This is a genomic window from Ensifer sp. B1-9, from assembly GCF_050474445.1.
Classification (GTDB): Bacteria; Pseudomonadota; Alphaproteobacteria; order Rhizobiales; family Rhizobiaceae; genus Ensifer.
The window spans coordinates 247,728-267,742 of sequence record NZ_JBCHVG010000004.1 but is presented as its reverse complement, the minus strand read 5'-3'; the positions used below and the strand labels follow the sequence as shown (position 1 = coordinate 267,742).

The window sequence follows — 20,015 nt, the reverse complement described above, 5'->3', positions numbered from 1 at the left end:
AACGCAAACATGACCTTCACCGCCTCCGTCCACGAACGTTTCCGCAGCATGCCCTCCGGATTTTGGACCTATTGGCCAGGCTTCGCCGTCACCGCGGCGGTTGCCGTCGCCGCGCAGTTCCTCTCCGACCACTATGGTGCGCCGGCTATGCTAATGGCGCTGCTGCTCGGCATCGCCTTTCATTTTCTTTCGGAAGAGGGGCGTTGCGTCGCCGGCATCGATTTCTGCGCCAAGAAAGTGCTGCGCATCGGCGTGGCGCTGCTCGGCATGCGCATCAGTGTCGACCTCCTGATCGGGCTTGGCGCCAGCACGATCCTGCTCCTCGTTTCTGCCATCGCCGCGACAATCGGTTTCGGTTTGCTCGCCGCGAAACTGCTCGGCCGCGGCTGGCGGTTGGCGCTCATCACCAGCGGTTCCGTCGCCATCTGCGGCGCTTCGGCGGCGATGGCGATTGCCGCCGTACTGCCGAAGAACGAGTTTTCCGAGCGCAACCTGATCTTCACCGTGCTCTCTGTCACGGTGCTCTCGACGCTTGCGATGATCGCCTATCCGATCATTGCCCAGACCATGGGGCTCGATGCCCGGGCGACCGGCATCTTCTTCGGCGGTACGATCCATGATGTCGCCCAGGTCGTCGGCGCCGGCTTCTCGGTCTCGCCGGAGGCGGGCGAGACGGCGACCCTCGTCAAGCTGATCCGCGTCACCATGCTGGCGCCGGTCGTGCTGACCTTCTCGCTGGTGCTGCGCAACGTGCCGCAGCCCGAGGGTGAGACCGGCAAACGCCCGCCGCTGTTGCCCGGTTTTGTCGTCGCCTTCCTGATCTTCGCGGCGCTGAATTCCTTCGGCTTCGTGCCGGAAATGGTCGCAAAGGCCGGGATGGAGACCTCGCGCTGGGCGCTGCTCGCTGGCATCGTCGCCGTCGGCATGCGCACCTCGCTTCGCCGCGTGCTGGACGTCGGCGGCGATGCTGTCGCGCTGATCGTTGCCGAAACCATCTTCATCGCTCTCTTCATTCTCGTCGGCATTCATTATCTGGGGCACGCCTGATGAAACCGCTCGATCGCATTCTCGAAGCCGCGAAGGCCGCGCCGCGCCATATCGTACTTGCCGAGGGCGAAGACCCGCGCATCGTCGAAGGGGGCCTCAGGGCCGTTCGCGCCGGTCTTGCCGAGATCACGCTCGTCGGCAATCGAAAGATTGTCGCAGAGCGGCTGGAGGCCGCTGGTGCGCGCCCGGACGAAATCCGCATAGAGGATCCGACCTCGTCACCGCTTACCCAGCGCCTCGCTGCGGCTTACCATGAACTGCGCCGAAACAAGGGTGTGGATGAGGCAGCAGCGGGCGAAGCGGTGCGTTCGCCGCTCGTCTTTGCCGCCATGATGGTGCGGGAAGATGCGGCCGACGGCACTGTTGGCGGCGCGGTTGCGACCACCGCCGACACCGTGCGCGCCGCGCTCCAGACCATTGGCCGCGCGCCACATGTCAGTCTCGTGTCGAGCTTCTTCCTGATGATGCTCTGTGCGCCGCATCACGCGAAGAAGGGCGCTTTCGTCTTTGCAGATTGCGGTTTGGTGGTGGATCCCGATGCTGCAGGCCTCGCCGATATCGCCGTGACTTCGGCACAGTCCTTCGAGGCGCTCTCCGGCAAGCCGGCGAAGGTGGCAATGCTCTCGTTTTCGACCGCGGGCAGTGCCGCACACGAGCGCGTTTCCAAGGTGGTGGAGGCGACGAGGCTTGCCCATGCTGCGGCACCCGGTCTCGTCATCGATGGGGAACTGCAGTTCGACAGCGCCTTCGTCGAGGCAGTCAGCGCCGCCAAGGCACCCAACTCGGCACTGCAGGGTGAGGCCAATGTCTTCGTTTTCCCCAATCTCGATGCGGCGAATATCGGTTACAAGATCGCTCAGCGCATCGGCGGCGCCACCGCCATCGGCCCGATCCTGCAAGGACTTGACAAGCCCGCCAACGACCTCTCGCGTGGCTGCACTGTCGATGACGTCTTCCACATGATCGCCGTGACTGTCGTTCAGGCATCAAACCGGCGGCCGACTGCACGTCTCCTTTAAATGACAGCGGATCAAAGGGACAAAGCATGAAGTAATTCAAAGCGCTACAGCGACACCTTTGCGTGCGAGAAGAAGCGCGGCGCTATAGTGCCTGAGAGCATACTCCCGAGCCCAGGCGAGGGTTCAGCCATCCGTCGGAGTTGTTGGGTCATGATCCCCTGGCGGCTCACGCGGGCGCGTTTGCAAGTTTGCGCGCAATGTCGAAGAAGGCGCTGACGAGCTTGCCGTTGCTGCGCTCGCGCAGGCAGATCAGCGCTTCGTCCATCAGCATCTCGGGCGCGTCGATCTCGATGGGAACGAGGCGGGCGTCCTGGCCAAACTCGGCGGAGGAGACGAAACCGACGCCGCCGCCGGCCGCCACGATCTCACGCACGGCCTCACGGCCTTCGGCCTCGATCAGCGGCGTGAGCTGCACGCCGCATCGTGCCGACATGGCCTCCAGCTTTTGCCGGGTTTTCGAGCCTTGCTCGCGCATGACGAGCGGGTGCTTCACGAGCTCCGCGAAGGTGATCTTTTTCCGGTTGTCCAGCGGGTAGTTGAAGCTGGCAAAGGCGATGATTGGCGTGGAGTTGAGTTTCAGGATGTCGAAGTCGCTCGATTGCGGGATTTCGCCGAGAACGCCGATATCCGCCTCATAGGCGTGCAGGCTGGTGATAACCGTCTCGGTATTGCCGGAATCGATCGAGACCTGCACCGTCGGGTAGGTGCGCCGGAAGGCGGCAAGGATATGCAGCAGGTGGTGAGCGGCATCGGCGACGATCCGAAGTTTTCCGGCCCTGAGCGCCCGCGATTCCGAAAGAAGGTCCAGCGCCTGCTGCTCGACGTCGAACATGCGGCGCGTGACTTCCAGGAGGTGCTGGCCGGCCTGGGTCAGTGTCACCTGCTTCTTGTTTCGGTTGAAGAGCAGGACGTCGTATTCTTCCTCGAGCTTGCGTACCTGGTCCGAAACGGCCGGCTGTGTGAGGAATAGCGCTTCCGCAGCGCGCGAGAAGCCGCCATGGATTGCCACATTGTGGAAGGCGCGAAGCTGGACATAGCGCATGCGTGCGGACCCTCTTCAGGATAGATTTGACCTATGGATTTGTTAGAACGAACGATTTGATTTATGTAAAGTCGCAAAGGATAGTTTTCGGATTGCTCCTCTTTCCGGAACACGCCCATGAACCTGCCGGCTGTCGCCCTCGAACTCGCCGCCGCAACCGTCCTGTTGCTCTACGCCGTCAGTCTCGTGAAGAAAGGCGTTGAAGCGGCGGCGGGCGACATCGTCGCGCGCACCGTCGGCGGCGCTGGCGGGCGGCCGCGCGCCGCCGCCTGTGGCTGCGCCGTTGCCATTGCCCTGCAGAGCTCGACGGCCGTCGCGATGCTTGCCGCCGGCTTCGCCGTCAGCGGCGCGCTGGCTCTTGATACCGGCCTGGCGGTGCTGCTTGGCGCCGATCTCGGTTCGGCGCTCGTCGTCAAGATCCTATCCTTCGATCTCCATTGGCTGGCGCCGCTCCTGATTGCGGTGGGCGGGCTCATGCATCTGAAGGCTTCGGCGCGCAAGGCTGTTGAAGGCGGACGCGCCATGCTTGGCATCGGCCTCCTGCTGCTGTCGCTGCAGATGATCGGCCATGCGACACAGCCGCTTACGCAAAGCCCGCTGCTGCCCTCCATCGTCGCGTTCATCGGCAGGGACGCGCTGACGGTGATGATCCTTGCGGCGCTTTTTACCTGGGCACTGCATTCCAGCGTGGCGGCGATCCTGCTGATCCTGACCTTTGCCGCGAAAGGCATCGTGCCCATCGAGGTCGGCATTCCCTTGGTTTTGGGCGTCAACATTGGCGGCGGGTTGATCGCGCTGTGGCTGACGCGCGGTCTGACGGTCGAGGGCCGTCGCCTGCCGCTCGGCAACCTCCTCTTTCGCGCCCTGTTCGGCGCAACCATCTTCGGCCTGTTTTCGTTGCATGTCCCTTTCGCCTGGCTTCCGGGTGAGACGGCCGCCGGCCAACTCGTCAATTTGCACGTTCTCTTCAACGCCGCCCTCGTTCTCGTCGGGGTGGTTTCCTGCGCCCCGATGGCGCGGCTCGTTCAGTTGCTCATGCCGGACGCCGCCGGTGCTGGCGACAATTCGGTCCATGTCAGCGCGCTTGAACCCACACTGATCGACAAGCCGGCGCAGGCGCTTGCGGCCGCGGCGCGCGAAGTGCTGCACATGGGCAATCTCATTGCGCGAATGCTTGAGCCGGTCATGACGGTCATTCGATCGCCAACGCCGGAGGCGGTCAAGACGCTGCGCGGCATCGACGCCGACGTCCACCGGGCGCATAGCGAGATCAAGCTCTACATCGCCGCCGTCAACCGCGGTGTGCTCACCGAAGACCAATCCCGGCGCGGCATCGAGCTCACGGAGGCGGCGATCCATCTCGAATATGCCGGCGACGTCGTCGCGAAGAACCTTCTGCAAATGGCAGAGGAGCGGCTGGAGGGCGCGGGCACCTTCTCGCAGGCGGGGTGGCGCGAGCTCACCCTGCTGCACACGGCCGTATCTTCCAATGTCAGGCTCGCGGCCAATCTTCTCGTCTCGCCCGACCCGGTAATCGCCCGCGAGATGGTCCGGCAAAAGGAACATGTCCGCCGCCTGGTCGAGGAGAGCAGCAAGAGCCATCTGGAGCGGCTTCGCCAGGGCGTGGCGGCGAGCATCCTGTCGAGCGACATGCATCTGGAGATCGTGCGGGCGCTGAAGGAGGTCAATTCACTGGTCACGACCATGGCCTATCCGCGTCTGCGCGAAAGCGGAGACCTGCTCGAAAGCCGTCTGGTTCCCGCAGCCTAGATATATAAGCTTGATCTATAGATTGATACAAAAGAACGATTTTACAGATATATGTTTCCGCCGCATTGTCTTTCTCGAACACGCCAACTGCGAGGACGGACCATGCCAAACACCGCTTCTGACAGAACCATCGCGCCCCTGGAAAAGCCGAGACTCGGCGAGCCCTATCTCCTGACGCCCGGCCCACTGACCACGGCCTATGAAGTCAAGGAAGCGATGCTGAAGGATTGGGGGTCCTGGGACGGCGACTTCCGCGCGATGACCGCCAGACTTCGCGGCGAGTTGCTTGAGATTGCCGGCGATACTAAGGGCGCGTTCGATTGCGTGCCGATGCAGGGCAGCGGCTCGTTCTCGGTCGAGGCGATGCTCGGCAGTTTCGTTCCGAAGGACGGCAAGGTGCTGGTGCTGATGAACGGCGCCTATGGCAAGCGCATCGCCCAGACGCTTTCCTATCTCGGCCGCGATCACGTGACGATCGACAAGGGCGACTACATGCCGCCCCGTGGTCCCGAAGTCGCCGCGGCGCTTGATGGCGATCCGGCGATCACCCATGTCGTCGTCGTCCATTGCGAGACCAGCTCGGGCATCCTCAATCCCCTGAAGGAGATCTCCGACACCGTCTACTCCCGCGGCCGCAAGCTGCTCGTCGATTCCATGAGCGCCTTCGGCGCCGTGCCGGCCGGTGTCAACGACTTCCGTTACGAGGCGATCGTTTCCTCCGCCAATAAATGCATCGAGGGTGTGCCCGGCTTCGGCTTCGTCATCGCCCGCAAGAGCGAGCTGGAGGCCGCCAAGGGCCGCAGCCATTCGCTGAGCCTCGATGTGCATGCCCAATGGGAATACATGAACAAGACCGGCCAGTGGCGCTTCACGCCGCCGACCCATGTGGTCGCGGCTTTCCTGGAAGCCTTGCGGCTGCACCGGGACGAGGGAGGCGTCGCCGGCCGCGGAGCGCGCTATGCCCGCAACCGCGACGTCATGGTCGCCGGCATGCGCGAGGCCGGGTTCGAGACGCTGCTTGCCGACCAGTGGCTGTCGCCGATCATCGTCACCTTCTTCAGCCCGGCCCATCCGGCCTTCGCCTTCGATCGCTTCTACGACCTGATGAAGGAGAAGGGTTTCATCATCTATCCGGGCAAGTTGACCGTCGTCGACAGCTTCCGTGTCGGCTGCATCGGCCGCATGGACGAGCATGTCATGCGCCGCGTGGTCGCGGCTGCCCGCGAATCCCTGATCGAAATGGGCGTCGACAGCGCCGCCCCGCCGGCCGTTGCCCTTGAGGAACGCCGCCGCCTCGCTGCCTGAACACAGAGGAAACTCCCATGAACCAGATGTCCAAGATCACCGTCACCGCCAACCGCCGCACCTATCCCTGGCCGAATGTCCCGGCCATCGCCATCTGCCTCGACGGCTGCGAACCGGCCTATCTCGACCAAGCCATCAAGGCCGGGCTGATGCCGACGCTCGAGCGCATCCGCAAGACCGGAACGGAGCGCACCGCGCTCAGCGTCATCCCGAGCTTCACCAACCCCAACAACCTGTCCATCGCCACCGGCCGGCCGCCGGCAATCCACGGCATCTGCGGCAACTATCTCTTCGAACCGCAGACCGGCAAGGAAGTGATGATGAACGACCCGCGCTTCCTGCGCGCGCCGACCATCTTCAAGGCGTTCTACGATGCCGGTGCAAAGGTCGCGGTCGTGACGGCGAAGGACAAGCTGCGGGCGCTTCTCGGCCATGGTCTCAAGTTCGACGAGGGCAGGGCGATCTGCTTCTCGTCGGAAAAATCCGATAAGACGATCAGGGCGGAAAACGGCCTCGACAATGCTTCGGCCTGGCTCGGCCGGCCGGTGCCGGAAGTCTATTCGGCGGATCTTTCCGAGTTCGTCTTCGCCGCTGGCGTCAAGCTGCTGAAGGAGTTCCGCCCGGATGTCATGTACCTGACGACGACCGACTACGTGCAGCACAAATATGCTCCTGGCGTACCCGAAGCGAACGCCTTCTATGAGATGTTCGACAAGTACCTGACTGAACTCGACGCGCTGGGGGCGGCGATCATCGTCACCGCCGACCACGGCATGAAGCCGAAGCACAAGGCCGATGGTTCGCCGGATGTCGTCTACGTTCAGGACCTGCTCGACGAATGGCTCGGCAAGGACGCAGCGCGCGTGATCCTGCCGATCACTGACCCCTATGTCGTCCATCACGGGGCGCTCGGCTCCTTTGCGACCGCCTATCTGCCTGAAGGGACGGACAAGGAGGAGATCATCGAGCGCCTGCAGGCGATCGACGGCATCGACATCGTGCTCTCCCGTTCGGAAGCCTGCGTGCGCTTCGAACTGCCCGATGACCGCATCGGCGATCTCGTGCTGATCTCGACCGAAAACAAGACGCTCGGCACCAGCGAGCACCGTCACGACCTTGCCGCGCTGAACGAGCCGCTGCGCTCGCACGGTGGCCTGACCGAGCAGCAGGTCCCCTTCATCGCCAACCGCAAGCTGCCCGAACTTTCGGCGGCCGGCACGTTGCGCAATTTCGACGCCTTCTACTATGCGCTCGTCGCAGCCGCGCAAGCCGCACATTAGGGAGGACGCGATGACCAAGGTGGAAACGACATTCGCAATTCGTCACGAGCCGATGCGGATCGCCGGCAAGGCGGTCGATACCGAGGGGCGCATCGAGGTACGTTATCCCTGGAACGATGCCGTGATCGGCACCGTGCCGGCGGGCAACGCCGAGCACGCCCGCAAGGCCTTCGAGATCGCGGCCGCCTACCAGCCGAAGCTGACGCGCTACGAGCGTCAGCGCATCCTGTTGAGGGCGGCGGAGCTGCTGGTCGCACGCAAGGAGGAGATCTCCGATCTGATTACGCTGGAGCTCGGCATTTCGAAGCAGGATTCGCTTTACGAGGTCGGCCGTGCCTTCGACGTGCTGACGCTGTCCGGACAGATGTGCATCCATGACGACGGCGAAATCTTCTCCTGCGACCTCACCCCGCACGGCAAGGCGCGCAAGATCTTCACCACCCGCGAACCGCTGACCGCCATTTCGGCGATCACACCCTTCAATCACCCGCTCAACATGGTGGCACACAAGGTGGCGCCGGCGGTTGCGACAAACAATTGCGTGGTGTTGAAACCGACCGAACTGACACCGATGACGGCGCTCGTCTTCGCCGACATTCTCTATGAAGCCGGCCTGCCGCCGGAGATGCTCTCTGTGGTGACCGGCTGGCCGACCGATATCGGCATGGAAATGATCACCAACCCGAACTTCGACCTGATCACCTTTACCGGCAGCGTGCCGGTCGGAAAGCTGATCGCGGCGCACGCGCATTACAAGCGGCAGGTGCTGGAACTGGGCGGCAACGACCCGCTGATCATCCTCAACGATCTGTCGGACGCCGATCTCGCCAAAGCAGCGGATCTCGCCGTCGCCGGCGCGACGAAGAACTCCGGCCAGCGTTGCACGGCGGTGAAGCGCATTCTCTGCCAGGAGAGTGTCGCCGACCGCTTCGTGCCGCTGGTGCTGGAGCGGGCGAAGAAGCTCAAGTTCGGCGATCCGATGGACCGCGCGACGGAGCTCGGCACGGTCGTGCATGCGCGCGCGGCGGAAATCTTCGAGCGGCGCGTGCACCAGGCGGCGGAAGAGGGAGCGGAGATCCTCTACAACCCCGGCCGGCAGGGCGCCCTGCTGCCGCCGATCGTGGTCGACCGGGTCGCGCACTCGAGCGAACTGGTGATGGAAGAAACTTTCGCGCCGATTATCCCGATCGTGCGCGCGCCCGATGACGACGACGCGCTGATCGCGCTATCGAATTCGACGGCCTTCGGTCTTTCCTCAGGCGTCTGCACCAACGACTTCCGGCGCATGCAGAAATACATCGCCGGGCTGAAGGTCGGCACGGTCAACATATGGGAGGTGCCGGGTTATCGCATCGAGATGAGCCCCTTCGGCGGCATCAAGGATTCGGGCAACGGCTACAAGGAAGGCGTCATCGAGGCGATGAAGAGCTTTACCAACGTCAAGACCTTCTCCCTGCCATGGTGATCTGAGCGTTTCCCCGCGCAATCACCCTTCTGGGAGCTGCCGCGGCGGCTCCCTTTTTTGTTGCGCCGTCGGGTCGCTCGGCAGCCTGATCCGGGCGCAATCGTAGATCTGCCTCGGGAATTTGCAGTCTTTCCAAAGTTCTATTGAGGGTTGCCGAAGATCTGCCCGTTTGCCTGTCGATATGCCTGGTTTTGCGGCAAGCAATCTATAGTTTTTATCTACTGAACGATAAGAATAATAAATTTTACTTACCGGAAGCCGCTGCGCAGAATGTTTCCCGAAGCCGATCACAACAGGGGCAGCATCAAGATTGCCCGCCGCGCTTCCCCGGTTTTTCCAGGACTTCAGAGGAGAACTTCAATCATGAACAGACGCATCCTCCTTATGCTTGCCGGCGCTGCTTCCGCCGTGCTTCCTGCCATCGCTGCCGCTCAAACCCAACTGACCGTCTACACGGCGATCGAAGCCGTGGACCTCGACCGTTACAAGGCAACCTTCGAGAAGGCCCATCCGGACATCAAGATCAACTGGGTGCGCGATTCCACCGGCGTCATGACGGCCAAGCTGCTGGCGGAAAAGGACAATCCGCAGGCCGATGTCGTCTGGGGTCTAGCCGCCACATCGCTGCTGCTGCTGAAAACGGAAGGCATGCTGGAGCCTTACCAGCCCAAAGGTGCCGAGGTCCTCGACAAGAAATTCGTCGACAAGGATACGCCGCCGAGCTGGGTCGGCATGGACGCCTATGTCGCAGCACTCTGCTACAACACGGTCGAGGGCGAAAAGCTCGGTCTCAAGGCGCCGACGAGCTGGGACGATCTGACAAAACCGGAATACAAGGGCCACATCGTGATGCCGAATCCGGCCTCGTCTGGCACCGGTTTCCTCGACGTCTCGGGCTGGATGCAGATGTGGGGCGAGGAGAAGGCGTGGGGCTTCATGGACAAGCTCCACGAGAACATCTCTGCCTATACGCATTCCGGCTCCAAGCCTTGCAAGATGGCCGGCGCCGGCGAAGCGGTGATCGGTGTTTCCTTCGAGTTCCCGGGCGCCAAAGCCAAGAGCGCCGGCGCGCCAATCGACATCATCTTCCCCTCGGAAGGGTCGGGCTGGGAGGCTGAGGCGACGGCGATCATCGCCGGTACGGCAAATCTCGAAGCCGCCAAGACCCTCGTCGACTGGTCGGTCACCAAGGAAGCCAACGAGATGTACAACGCCGGCTACGCCGTTGTTGCCTATCCGGGTGTCGCCAAGCAGGTCGAGCACCTGCCGTCCGACATCGCCTCGAAGATGATCGACAATGACTTCGAATGGGCCGCCAACCATCGCGCGGCGATCCTGAAGGAATGGCAGAAGCGTTACGACGCCAAGTCGGAACCGAAGAGCTGAGCCTGATCGGCCGGGCGTAGCGCCTTGGCGCTGCGCCCACCCCGCATTCTCCCGAAGTCACCTCAAGCAGCGGAGCTTGCAGATGAGGCATGCCCTGTCGATCGAACCGATGTCCACCAGCCGTCAGCGCCCTGACGATGATGCGGCCCCGGCCCCCTACCTGCAGATCTCGGATCTGTGGAAGACCTATGGCGATTTCGTTGCGCTGCGCGACATATCGCTCAGCATAGCGAGGGGCGAATTCATCTGTTTCCTCGGACCGTCCGGCTGCGGCAAGACGACATTGTTGAGGGCGATTGCCGGCCTCGATCTGCAGACACGGGGCACCATCCTGCAGGACGGGCGCAATATCTCGACCCTGCCGGCCTCCAGCCGGGACTACGGCATCGTCTTCCAGTCCTACGCGCTCTTCCCGAACCTGACGATCGAACAGAACATCGCCTTTGGCCTGGAAAACACCGGCCGATCGAAGGCGGGGGTGGCGGCCCGTGTCGCTGAATTGCTGGAAACGGTCGGCCTTTCGGCCCACGGCAAGAAGTATCCGGCGCAACTTTCCGGTGGCCAGCAGCAACGCATCGCGCTTGCCCGCGCGATCGCCATCTCGCCCGGGCTGCTGCTGCTCGACGAGCCGCTCTCCGCGCTCGACGCCAAGGTCCGCGTTCACCTTCGTCATGAGATCAAGGCACTGCAGCGCAAACTCGGCGTGACGACCATCATGGTCACGCACGACCAGGAGGAGGCGCTCGCCATGGCGGACCGGATCGTCGTCATGAACCACGGCGTTATCGAACAGGTGGGCTCGCCCACCGAAATCTATCGCCATCCCGAAACACTGTTCGTCGCCGACTTCATCGGCGAGACCAATCAGTTTCCCGCGCGCGTGCTAAGCGACGGTGAGGTCGAGATCGGCCATTCGGCCTTCTGCTGCTCGACCGAGGATTTTTCGGCTGGTCATGCGGCGACGGCCGTCGTGCGTCCCGTCGACATTATCCCGCATGGTGCCGATGCGCATGCCGCCAACGCCAGCGACCGGCCGGCAACGCCGCAGAACCTGATCGATGCGGAGGTGCGGGAAATGGAATTCCTCGGCATGTTCTGGCGCACGCGCCTGACGGCGCCGCGCCTCGGCGAGCGCACGCTCGTCGCCGATTTTTCCGTCAACGCCGTCAGGCGCCTCAGGATCGAAACGGGCGGCGCCATCCAGGTGGAGATCCCGCGCGAACGCCTGCTGCTCTATCCGAGGGGTGCCTGACGATGAACATGGTCCTCGAAGCGCCTCATCTTCCCGTTATCGGCAAGCGGCTCCGGCAGGAGGCCTCCGGCGACGACCGCGTCAAGCTCGGCTTCATGGCGGTCATCGGGCTTTACCTGATCGTGGCGCTCGGTGCGCCGCTCTTCGTCATGCTGTCGAAGTCGCTGTCCACCCACCGGTTCGACCTTGCGGCCTTCGAGTTCCAGGTGAGCGACGAGACGGGCGCGAACTGGGGACCGGTCGTCAGTGCCGCGGACCTCAACCGGACGCTCGAAGCAGTGGCGGACAGCGAGCTTTCCAGCAGTTCCGATGGGCGGCTCGCCGCCACGAAGTTCTTTCCGGAGTTCAAGTTCCGCAGTGCCGTTCGCTACCGCATTCGCGGCACCACGGATGATACGGCCTTCCTCGTCGGCTCCACCCTGGAAAAGGGGTCGGAATGGCGCGAATACGATTCCGGCGCGTTCCGGCGCGTTGTGCTGCGGCCCATGCGCAGCCTCGGCTTCGAGAACTTCGCGACCTATTTCTCGACGCCGGCCCTTGCCCAGTCGATCTACAATTCGGTGCTGATGGCAGCGATCAGCACCGCGTTCACGGTCTCGATCGCTTTTGCGCTCGCCTATGGGCTGACGCGTAGCTGCATGCCGCTGAAGGGCCTGTTTCGCGGCATCCTGACGATTCCGATCCTGGTGCCGTCGCTGTTGCCGGGCATAGCGCTGGTCTATCTCTTCGGCAATCAGGGCATCTTCAGGGATTGGCTGCTCGGCTTTTCGATCTACGGGCCGATCGGCATCGTCATCGGCTCGATCTTCTTCACCCTGCCGCACGCCTTCCTGATCATCCTGACGGCGCTTTCCGTCGCCGATGCCCGTCACTACGAGGCGGCCGCTTCCCTCAAAGCCAGCAAGTGGCGCACCTTCACCACCGTCACCGTGCCCGGCGCGCGCTATGGCATCGTGTCGGCGGCCTTCGTCGTCTTTACGCTGGTCATCACGGATTTTGGCCTGCCCAAGGTGATCGGCGGCCAATACGGCATGCTTGCGGTCGATATCTACAAGCAGGTGATCGGCCAGCAGAATTTCGAGATGGGCGCGGTCGTTTCCGTCATCCTGCTCGTGCCGGCCGTGCTTGCCTTTGCCGTCGATCGGCATATGCAGAAGCGGCAGGTGGCGCTTCTCTCGGCGCGCGCGGTACCCTATTCGCCGAAGCCCAACATGCGTATGGATGGGCTCTGCTTCGCCTTCGCCTGCCTCGTCAGCCTGTTCATTCTCGGCATGATCGCCATGTGCCAGATCGCGGCGATCGTGAAGTTCTGGCCCTATGACCTGACGCTGACGACCAAGAACTTTGCCTTCGACCTGATGGACGGCGGTGGCTGGGCAGCCTATGGCAACTCGATCCGGCTCGCGCTGTTGACGGCGCTCTTCGGCTCGGTCGTCGTCTTTGCCGGCGCCTATATGGTCGAGAAGGCCGATGGCTTCCGCGTCGGCCGTGGCTTCTTTCATTTCCTGGCAATGATGCCGATGGCGGTGCCCGGCATGGTGCTCGGCCTTGCCTATATCTTCTTCTTCAACAACCCGGCCAATCCGCTGCACCCGATCTACGGCACGATGACGATCCTCGTCGTGTCGACGGTGACGCATTTCTATACCGTCGCGCATTTGACCGCACTGACGGCGCTGAAGCAGATGGACCCGGAATTCGAATCCGTCGCCGCCTCCCTCAAGCAGCCGTTCCATCGGCTGTTCTTCCGCGTGACCGTGCCGGTCTGCCTTCCGGCAATCCTCAACATTGCGATCTATCTCTTCGTCAATGCGATGACGACGGTCTCGGCGGTGGTCTTTCTCTATGCGACGGACACCAAGCTCGCCTCGGTTGCGGTGCTGAACATGGACGATGCGGGCGACATTGCCCCGGCCGCCGCCATGGGCATGATGATCTTCTACACGAATGTTATTGCCAAGCTCGCTCACGCGCTGATCGCCCGCAGTCTGCTGGCCCGCACGCAGGCTTGGCGATAGCCAATCGCGGCGGGCAGCCCGTCCCCTGCAAGGCCTTATCCCGAAGGAAGGCGCCTCACGCGCGGCGCCTCTTTATGCCACCCGAAGCTCTTCCCTCACTGTCCTCAACTCACGACCTTTACGAAGCCGCTCCATTTCGGCGCTACGCGTGCGCTGCGGCGTGCTGCCGTAGCGTTCCCGATAGGTGCGGGAAAAATGCGAGGCGGTGGAGAAGCCGCAGGCGACGGCAATCTCGATGACGGGAAGCGACGAGGTGAGCAAAAGGAGATGGGCGCGCTCCAGTCACCATCAACGATGGGTGCGCACACTGTCGACAATGGCGCGCGCCAGCGTCTCCGCGGCGCGCGACGGTTTATTGCGCGGGTGAGCGATGTGGAACAGATCCTCGAAGGTCATGCGCTCTGGCGCCAGCAGCCGAAGGCGGCCGCTGCGCACCCATTCCTCAGCATAATGATCGGGCAGGAATCCGATATAGGCGCCGGAGAGGAGAAGCAGCAGCGTTCCCTCCATATGCGGCGTGGCTGCCGCCCAGCGGAAGTTCACGCCGCAAATCGTCTCGTTCAGCATATAGGTACGGCCAGCGAAGGACTGAGCTTCCAGCAGCTCCGTCGTGATTGCCGTATCCGCCACGCCGAAGAGCGGGTGGCCTTGCGCGCAATAGAGTTTCTGAACCTCGGAAAAGACCGGTCGGGTACGGAAATGCGGCGTCACGCTGCCGACCGATGGCATCAGCACGATCTGATAGCCGCCACTCAGCAGTCCCTGCTGCAGGAGTTGCGGCGCGGCGACGTCGATTTCGAGATGCACGCGTGGCGCCTGCCGATGGAAGGCGGCAAGAGCGCCCTGAAGATCGAGATCCCTGTTGGTGATCATCGCATCCACGGTGCCGAAGGCAAGACTGCCGGTCAGCTCGCCTTGCGCCTCGCCGACCCGGCTTTGGAACTTCTCCAGCGATCCGAAGAGTTCCAGCGTCGCCTCATAGACGAGGCGCCCCTCGTCCGTCAGCAGGAAGCCGCTGCGCCCGCGGCTGCAGAGCCGCAAGCCTAGGCGATCCTCGAGATGGCGCATATGGGTGGATATCGTCGCCTGCGTCATTCCAAGCGCGGTTTGCGCGGAGGAGAAGCCGCCATACTGGACGACGGAGGCAAAGACGCGCAGCAGCCTGAGCTCCGCGTCGCCGAGGGACAGATTGAGAACGCGGTGACGAACCTTGTTGATCATGCATTGATTAAGTCACAACTAAACATCCAATCATAGATATTTTTAAAGGTATCGTCCTTCCCCACACTCCTTCACCTGTGGAGGAGACACATGGCGAGCAATTCCTACGATTCCGGACGACTGAACCTGCCCTTCGTCGGCATCTGCACCTTCGGCAAATATCCCTATCAGCCGGATTGGGACGCGATAAACGCCGACGTCGCGATCCTGGGTGCGCCGTTCGACTGCGGCACGCAATGGCGTGCCGGAACCCGTTTCGGACCGCGCGCCATTCGTGAGGCGTCGACGCTGTTTTCCTTTGGCCACGGTGGCGCCTATGACCACGAAGACGACGTCACCTACCTGCCGAGCGACAAGGTTTCGATCGTCGATATCGGCGACGCCGACATCGTGCACACCGACACGATGAAGAGCCACGCCAATATCGAATTCGGCGTGCGCAAGATCCTCGCCGCGGGCGCGTTGCCGGTGGTGCTGGGCGGCGACCATTCCGTCAACATTCCTTGCATCAATGCGTTCGACGAGGACTGCGCCCGGAACGGGCCGATCCACATCGTCCAGATCGACGCCCATCTCGATTTCGTCGACGAGCGCCATGGGGTTCGTTACGGCCACGGCAACCCCATGCGCCGGGCGGCGGAAAAATCCTATGTCAGCGGGCTTTCGCAGCTCGGCATCCGCAACGTCTCCTCGACAGCGAAGGAGGGGTATGAGGATGCCCGCGCCATGGGCTCGGACATACTCTCGGTGCGCCAGATTCGCGCATTGGGAACGGAAGCTGTCGCCGCGCGTGTACCGGCCGGCGCCCGCTATTATGTCACCATCGACATCGATGGCTTCGATCCCTCGATCGCGCCCGGCACCGGCACGCCGTCGCATGGCGGCTTCATCTACTACGAAGTCTTGGAGATCCTTGCGGCACTTGCCAAGCGCGGCACGATCGTCGGTATCGACCTGGTCGAGGTTGCGCCGGACTACGATCATTCCGGTTCCACGTCGATCCTCGCCGCGCAGGTGCTGATGAACCTCATTGGCCGCGTTATGCACGCGAAGAGGGACTGAAACCATGGGGCGCATCCGTTACGATTTTTCCGGCGAACACGTGCTGGTGACCGGCGCGAGCCGCGGCATCGGCCGCGCAGTGGCCGAGGGGTTTGCCGCTGCCGGGGCCGAAGTGACGATCCTCTCCTCCGGCGCCGGCATCCATGCGGCAGCCCGCGAAATGTCGGCGCGTTTCGGCCGCAAGATCGCGGCGCTCGAATGCGATATCACCGACAGCGCCGCCGTGAAGGCGACACTTGCTTCGCTCGGGCGGATCGACGTTCTCGTCAACAATGCCGGGCTGGAGCGCATCACGCCGCTCACCGAAGAAGGTGAAGCCGTCGAGGATACGTTCCGCCGCATCACGGATATCAACACCAACGGCACCTTCTACGTCACCCGCCACGCGGTGCCGCATATGGCCGACGGCGGCCGTATTGTCGTCACCGCGTCGATCTGGAGCCGGGTCGCGGTGCCGGAGTTCTCGGCCTATATCGCCTCCAAGCACGCCAACCTCGGCTTTGCCCGCGTGATGGCGAAGGAACTCGCCGGCAGGGGGATCCGCGTCAACGCCGTCTGCCCGGGCTGGGTGCGCACCGAGGCGGCAATGTTGTCGCTGAAGAACATGTCGTTGCGCACCGGGCGCAGCGAAGAAGATCTCCTGGCCGAGATCGTCGGCGCGCAGGTTCTGCCGGGCCTGCTTGAGCCGGAAGACCTGGCCGCTCCCTATCTCTTCCTCGCCTCCGACGGCGCAAAGGATATGACGGGTCAGGCGCTGATGCTCGACCGCGGTGAGGTGATGGCATGACACACCGCGTTCTCATCACCGGCGCTTATCGCGGTATCGGCGCTGCCTGTGCGCTGGCTTTCGCCGCCTCCGGCGCGCGCGTCGCGCTTGCCGACATCCGCAAACCCGAGGAGACCGCGGCGGCGGCCGCACGGGCAGGGGCGGCCGAGGCGGTCACGCTCGCCTGCGACGTGTCTGACGAAGGCGCCGTCGCCACCGTTGGCGAGGCGGTGCGGCAGACCTTCGGTGCGCTGGATGTCGTCGTCCACTGCGCCGGCATCATCCACGAGGCGCCCCTGCTCGAAACGCCGGTTGGCGATTTCGACCGGGTAATTGCCGTCAACCTGCGCGGCAGCTTCCTCGTCGGCAAAATGGCGCTGGGGCTGATGAACGGAACGGCCGAGGCACCGGCCCGGCTGATCATGATCGCCTCCGACATGGCCTATTACGGCCGCGAGACGTTTTCGCCCTATGTCGCTTCCAAGCATGGCGTGCTCGGCCTGGTGCGTTCCTGGGCGAAGGAATTCGCGCCACGCGTCCTCGTCAACGCCATCTGCCCCGGCCCGATCGACACCGAGATGCTGGGTGCCGCCCATATGAGCGCGGAATGGCGTGCCAGGGAGTTGGCGATCCCGCTTGCCCGCTTCGGCAAGCCGGAGGAGATCGGTGAACTTGCGCTGTTCCTTGCCGGATCCGGAGGACGCTACTTCACCGGTCAGGGGATCGGCTGCAACGGCGGGAGCGTCATGCCATGATCCGCAATCCCATCCCCTGGCCGAATGGCGCCAAGTGCGCCGCCTCTATTACCTTTGACATGGATGCCGACAGCCTCGTCCATATCGCCCATCCCGAGGATGGCCATAGCCGCGTTTCGGCGATCTCGATGCTGCAATACGGGCCGAAGGTGGCGATCCCGCGCATCGTCGAGAGCTACCGGCAACTTGGGATCAAACAGACGTTCTTTGTTCCTGCCTGGTGCATCGAGCAATACCCGCACGCGATCGAGGGCATCCTCGAAGGCGGTCACGAGCTTGCTCACCACGGCTTCCTGCACGAACACCCGCGAGAGCTTTCCGATGACGAAGAGGCCTACTGGCTCGATCGTGGCATCGAAGTGATCTTGAAAACAAGCGGCAAGCGGCCGCGCGGCTGGCGAGCGCCGCTCTACAATTTCTCCCATCGCTCTGCCGATCTCCTGGTATCGCGTGGTTTTGAGTATGACGCCTCGCTGATGGGCGACGATATTCCCTACCTCCTCGAGTGTGACGCCGGGCGCCTCGTCGAACTTCCCTCGCACTGGGGTCTCGACGATTGGCCGCAATACGTCCAGTCGATGGACCTCGACTACATGATGCCGATCCGGGCCCCGGAACAGGGCTTTGCCGCCTTCGCGCAAGAGTTCGAGGCCGCCTATCGCCATGGCGCTCTCTGGGTGCCGGTCGTGCATCCCTTTGCCACCGGGCGTCTGGCCCGCTGGGAGGTGGTGCACCGCTTTCTCGAACAGGTTCTCACACGCGGCGACGTCTGGTTCGCGCCGATGGAGGAGATCGCCGCCCATGTGCGGCGCGTTGTCGAAAACGGCAGCTGGTCGCCGAGGATCGACCGGCTGCCCTACTATTCCGACCCCGTGCGGGTTCGGTAGCCGGAAGCGGGTTCGTCCGCTTCCGAAGATCGGCGGCTGATGGAGCCGCGACTGTCTTCGCGGGAAAGACGCCAAAAGGCGCGACGCGAAAAGGGGAACGACAATGGAACACAACGATATCGCTTGGCAGAGCGAGCTGTCGCGGCGCGCCCGCATCTATGAGGACATCGAGGCTGGGGACCGCTTCGAGGGCACGATGACCAAGCTCGACTACACCGGCATGACCGTGCTGACGTTGGTGCTGGTCGTCGGCTTCTGGCTTTGGGGGGCGTGATATGACCGATCACGTCGCACTGGATCGGCTGGCGTCCGTCGAAACCGAGCAGGCAGACGCGGCGCGCAACCGCGCCGCCGCCGAACGCGGTGACGCGCCGCTGCTGCCATCCGAAAGGCTCTGGGGCTTTTGGGAATTCACCTACGCCAACTCCGCGCTGGCAATTGCCACCTGGGCCTTTCTGATCGGTGGCTCCGTCGGTCTTTTCGTTGGGCCTAAGGAGGGCATCGCCGCCATTGTCATCGGCAACATCGTCGGCGTCGTTCTGACCGCGCTCGCCACGACAACCATGTCGGGTCGCTACGGTGTCGAGCAATTCGTCGCATTGCGCAGCCAGTTCGGCTACAACGGCAGCCGTGTCGTCTATGTGCTTGCCGTGGTCGTGCTGACCATGGGCTGGCTTGCGGTCCTTGCCATGATGTTCGGCCGCTCGATCGACGGCCTGATGGCGCTCAGCGCCAACGAAGCGGCCAACCCGACCGGCACCAAGATGATCGTCGCCGCCATCGGCGCCATCCTTCTCACCTGGTTCATCGTCGCCAAGGGGCCGACCTCGATCAAGTTCTTCAATATGGTCGTGTCGCCGGCGCTGGTGCTGTTGATGGTGGTGATGCTCTATCTCATCCTCAGCCACCATTCGTTCGGCGAGCTTCTGGCGCTTCCCGCGCTCGCGCCGCCCTTCGAGGACAAGACGCTGAACTTCGTCGTCGCGGTCGAGGTCAATCTCGCCGCCGGCTTCTCCTGGTGGCCCTATATCGGCAATCTGGCGCGGCTGACGAAGAACGAGCGCACCGCCTTCTGGCCAAATATTCTCGGCATCTTTGGTGCGGCAGCACTTGGCGAGATCGTCGGCCTGCTTGCGGCGGTTGCGCTCGGTGAAAGCGATCCGACCATCTGGATGACGAAGATCGCCGGCCCGATGATCGGCATTGTGGCGCTGCTCTTTGTCGCCTTCGCCAACATGACCTCGATGGCGAACATCCTCTACACGTCCATTGTCGGCCTCAGGCAGGTCGGCACGGCGTCGGTGCGCGCGATTTCCTGGGGCACGATCCTGTTTCTCTTCTGCCTCATCCCGTTCGGGCTCGTGATCTTCTACCCGCAGATGTACGACGGCTTCTTCATCTTTTTGGTGTGGACCTCGGCGCTGAATTCCGCACTCGCCGGCATCGGCATCGCCGATTATTTCTTCCTGCGTGGCCAGAAGCTCGACATGCGCAGCCTGCACGGCCCACAGGAAAACGGACCCTACCGCTTCTGCGCTGGCTTCAATCCCATCGGGCTCTTCGCTCTTGCCGTCGGCTTCCTCGTCTATGTCGCCGTCTTCAACCCGCAGACGCTCGCGAGCCTGCCGGCCTTCAAATACCTGACCGCCTCCGTGCCGTCCTGTCTTGCCGCAGGCGCCGTGCACTACGTGCTGACCCGGCTCTTCGCCCGCGGCCGCGGCTGGGGCCAATACCCGTAAC

17 protein-coding genes and 1 pseudogene are annotated in these 20,015 nt (G+C 63.1%); 15 read left to right on the top strand and 3 right to left on the bottom strand.

Annotation, left to right across the window (positions count from 1 at the left end; genetic code table 11):
• Positions 1-9: 9 nt before the first annotated feature.
• A complete protein-coding gene (locus ACQ5BM_RS09150) occupies positions 10-1,047 on the top strand; it encodes a YeiH family protein (protein ID WP_429810252.1) in 1,038 nt (345 codons plus the stop codon).
• A complete protein-coding gene (gene pta / locus ACQ5BM_RS09145) occupies positions 1,047-2,066 on the top strand; it encodes a phosphate acetyltransferase (RefSeq protein ID WP_429810250.1) in 1,020 nt (339 codons plus the stop codon). The genes ACQ5BM_RS09150 and pta overlap by 1 nt, the downstream gene beginning before the upstream one ends.
• A 166-nt stretch (positions 2,067-2,232) precedes the next feature.
• Here pta and ACQ5BM_RS09140 read toward each other — a convergent pair whose 3' ends face one another.
• The gene (locus ACQ5BM_RS09140) at positions 2,233-3,108 is read right to left on the bottom strand and encodes a LysR substrate-binding domain-containing protein (protein WP_429810249.1); all 876 of its coding nucleotides are present in this window, start codon (positions 3,106-3,108) and stop codon (positions 2,233-2,235) included.
• A 117-nt stretch (positions 3,109-3,225) separates the two neighbouring features.
• Here ACQ5BM_RS09140 and ACQ5BM_RS09135 point away from each other — a divergent pair, with 117 nt between their 5' ends.
• From ACQ5BM_RS09135 to ACQ5BM_RS09105, 7 genes are all read left to right on the top strand, one after another.
• Positions 3,226-4,878: a Na/Pi cotransporter family protein gene (locus ACQ5BM_RS09135; RefSeq protein WP_429810247.1), complete on the top strand. Its 1,653-nt coding sequence runs from the start codon at positions 3,226-3,228 to the stop codon at positions 4,876-4,878.
• Positions 4,879-4,980: 102 nt separating this feature from the next.
• Positions 4,981-6,183, top strand: a complete 1,203-nt coding sequence (locus ACQ5BM_RS09130) for a 2-aminoethylphosphonate--pyruvate transaminase (RefSeq protein WP_429810245.1) — start codon at positions 4,981-4,983, stop codon at positions 6,181-6,183.
• A 17-nt stretch (positions 6,184-6,200) separates the two neighbouring features.
• On the top strand, positions 6,201-7,463 hold the full coding sequence (gene phnA / locus ACQ5BM_RS09125; protein WP_429810243.1) for a phosphonoacetate hydrolase: 1,263 nt from the start codon (positions 6,201-6,203) through the stop codon (positions 7,461-7,463).
• A gap of 10 nt (positions 7,464-7,473) precedes the next feature.
• Positions 7,474-8,928 carry a phosphonoacetaldehyde dehydrogenase gene (gene phnY / locus ACQ5BM_RS09120; RefSeq protein WP_429810241.1) on the top strand — a complete coding sequence of 485 codons (1,455 nt, stop codon included), beginning with the start codon at positions 7,474-7,476 and terminating at the stop codon, positions 8,926-8,928.
• Between the two features lie 363 nt (positions 8,929-9,291).
• A complete protein-coding gene (locus ACQ5BM_RS09115) occupies positions 9,292-10,314 on the top strand; it encodes a putative 2-aminoethylphosphonate ABC transporter substrate-binding protein (RefSeq protein ID WP_429810240.1) in 1,023 nt (340 codons plus the stop codon).
• An 82-nt stretch (positions 10,315-10,396) separates the two neighbouring features.
• Positions 10,397-11,566, top strand: coding sequence for a putative 2-aminoethylphosphonate ABC transporter ATP-binding protein (locus ACQ5BM_RS09110; RefSeq protein WP_429810239.1), 1,170 nt, complete (start codon positions 10,397-10,399; stop codon positions 11,564-11,566).
• 8 nt (positions 11,567-11,574) lie between these two features.
• A complete protein-coding gene (locus tag ACQ5BM_RS09105; RefSeq protein ID WP_429810520.1) occupies positions 11,575-13,584 on the top strand; it encodes a putative 2-aminoethylphosphonate ABC transporter permease subunit in 2,010 nt (669 codons plus the stop codon).
• Positions 13,585-13,656: 72 nt separating this feature from the next.
• Here the strand turns inward: ACQ5BM_RS09105 and ACQ5BM_RS09100 are convergent.
• A pseudogene (locus ACQ5BM_RS09100) lies at positions 13,657-13,866 on the bottom strand (helix-turn-helix domain-containing protein); the annotation flags it as partial.
• Positions 13,867-13,872: 6 nt separating this feature from the next.
• Positions 13,873-14,805, bottom strand: coding sequence for a LysR family transcriptional regulator (locus ACQ5BM_RS09095; RefSeq protein ID WP_429810237.1), 933 nt, complete (start codon positions 14,803-14,805; stop codon positions 13,873-13,875).
• Positions 14,806-14,895: 90 nt separating this feature from the next.
• Between ACQ5BM_RS09095 and speB the strand changes: the two genes are divergently transcribed.
• The 6 genes from speB to ACQ5BM_RS09065 all read left to right on the top strand — a co-directional run bounded on the left by speB (position 14,896) and on the right by ACQ5BM_RS09065 (position 20,014).
• Complete coding sequence (gene speB / locus ACQ5BM_RS09090) at positions 14,896-15,867, top strand: agmatinase (protein ID WP_429810235.1); 972 nt, start codon at positions 14,896-14,898, stop codon at positions 15,865-15,867.
• Between the two features lie 4 nt (positions 15,868-15,871).
• Positions 15,872-16,654: an SDR family NAD(P)-dependent oxidoreductase gene (locus ACQ5BM_RS09085; protein WP_429810233.1), complete on the top strand. Its 783-nt coding sequence runs from the start codon at positions 15,872-15,874 to the stop codon at positions 16,652-16,654.
• Positions 16,651-17,388, top strand: coding sequence for an SDR family NAD(P)-dependent oxidoreductase (locus ACQ5BM_RS09080; protein ID WP_429810232.1), 738 nt, complete (start codon positions 16,651-16,653; stop codon positions 17,386-17,388). The genes ACQ5BM_RS09085 and ACQ5BM_RS09080 overlap by 4 nt, the downstream gene beginning before the upstream one ends.
• Positions 17,385-18,275, top strand: a complete 891-nt coding sequence (locus ACQ5BM_RS09075) for a polysaccharide deacetylase family protein (RefSeq protein WP_429810230.1) — start codon at positions 17,385-17,387, stop codon at positions 18,273-18,275. The genes ACQ5BM_RS09080 and ACQ5BM_RS09075 overlap by 4 nt, the downstream gene beginning before the upstream one ends.
• 103 nt (positions 18,276-18,378) lie before the next feature.
• Positions 18,379-18,549 carry a hypothetical protein gene (locus ACQ5BM_RS09070; RefSeq protein ID WP_429810228.1) on the top strand — a complete coding sequence of 57 codons (171 nt, stop codon included), beginning with the start codon at positions 18,379-18,381 and terminating at the stop codon, positions 18,547-18,549.
• A 1-nt stretch (position 18,550) separates the two neighbouring features.
• Entirely contained in the window at positions 18,551-20,014 is a 1,464-nt protein-coding gene (locus ACQ5BM_RS09065; RefSeq protein WP_429810226.1) for a purine-cytosine permease family protein, read from the top strand.
• Position 20,015 lies beyond the last annotated feature (1 nt).

Excerpts from the sequence above, each read along its gene's own strand:
- ACQ5BM_RS09150 (WP_429810252.1), top strand. The coding sequence starts at position 10 with ATGACCTTCACCGCCTCCGTCCACGAACGTTTCCGCAGCATGCCCTCC.
- pta (WP_429810250.1), top strand. The coding sequence starts at position 1,047 with ATGAAACCGCTCGATCGCATTCTCGAAGCCGCGAAGGCCGCGCCGCGC.
- ACQ5BM_RS09140 (WP_429810249.1), bottom strand. The coding sequence starts at position 3,108 with ATGCGCTATGTCCAGCTTCGCGCCTTCCACAATGTGGCAATCCATGGC.
- ACQ5BM_RS09135 (WP_429810247.1), top strand. The coding sequence starts at position 3,226 with ATGAACCTGCCGGCTGTCGCCCTCGAACTCGCCGCCGCAACCGTCCTG.
- ACQ5BM_RS09130 (WP_429810245.1), top strand. The coding sequence starts at position 4,981 with ATGCCAAACACCGCTTCTGACAGAACCATCGCGCCCCTGGAAAAGCCG.
- phnA (WP_429810243.1), top strand. The coding sequence starts at position 6,201 with ATGAACCAGATGTCCAAGATCACCGTCACCGCCAACCGCCGCACCTAT.
- phnY (WP_429810241.1), top strand. The coding sequence starts at position 7,474 with ATGACCAAGGTGGAAACGACATTCGCAATTCGTCACGAGCCGATGCGG.
- ACQ5BM_RS09115 (WP_429810240.1), top strand. The coding sequence starts at position 9,292 with ATGAACAGACGCATCCTCCTTATGCTTGCCGGCGCTGCTTCCGCCGTG.
- ACQ5BM_RS09110 (WP_429810239.1), top strand. The coding sequence starts at position 10,397 with ATGAGGCATGCCCTGTCGATCGAACCGATGTCCACCAGCCGTCAGCGC.
- ACQ5BM_RS09105 (WP_429810520.1), top strand. The coding sequence starts at position 11,575 with ATGGTCCTCGAAGCGCCTCATCTTCCCGTTATCGGCAAGCGGCTCCGG.
- ACQ5BM_RS09095 (WP_429810237.1), bottom strand. The coding sequence starts at position 14,805 with ATGATCAACAAGGTTCGTCACCGCGTTCTCAATCTGTCCCTCGGCGAC.
- speB (WP_429810235.1), top strand. The coding sequence starts at position 14,896 with ATGGCGAGCAATTCCTACGATTCCGGACGACTGAACCTGCCCTTCGTC.
- ACQ5BM_RS09085 (WP_429810233.1), top strand. The coding sequence starts at position 15,872 with ATGGGGCGCATCCGTTACGATTTTTCCGGCGAACACGTGCTGGTGACC.
- ACQ5BM_RS09080 (WP_429810232.1), top strand. The coding sequence starts at position 16,651 with ATGACACACCGCGTTCTCATCACCGGCGCTTATCGCGGTATCGGCGCT.
- ACQ5BM_RS09075 (WP_429810230.1), top strand. The coding sequence starts at position 17,385 with ATGATCCGCAATCCCATCCCCTGGCCGAATGGCGCCAAGTGCGCCGCC.
- ACQ5BM_RS09070 (WP_429810228.1), top strand. The coding sequence starts at position 18,379 with ATGGAACACAACGATATCGCTTGGCAGAGCGAGCTGTCGCGGCGCGCC.
- ACQ5BM_RS09065 (WP_429810226.1), top strand. The coding sequence starts at position 18,551 with ATGACCGATCACGTCGCACTGGATCGGCTGGCGTCCGTCGAAACCGAG.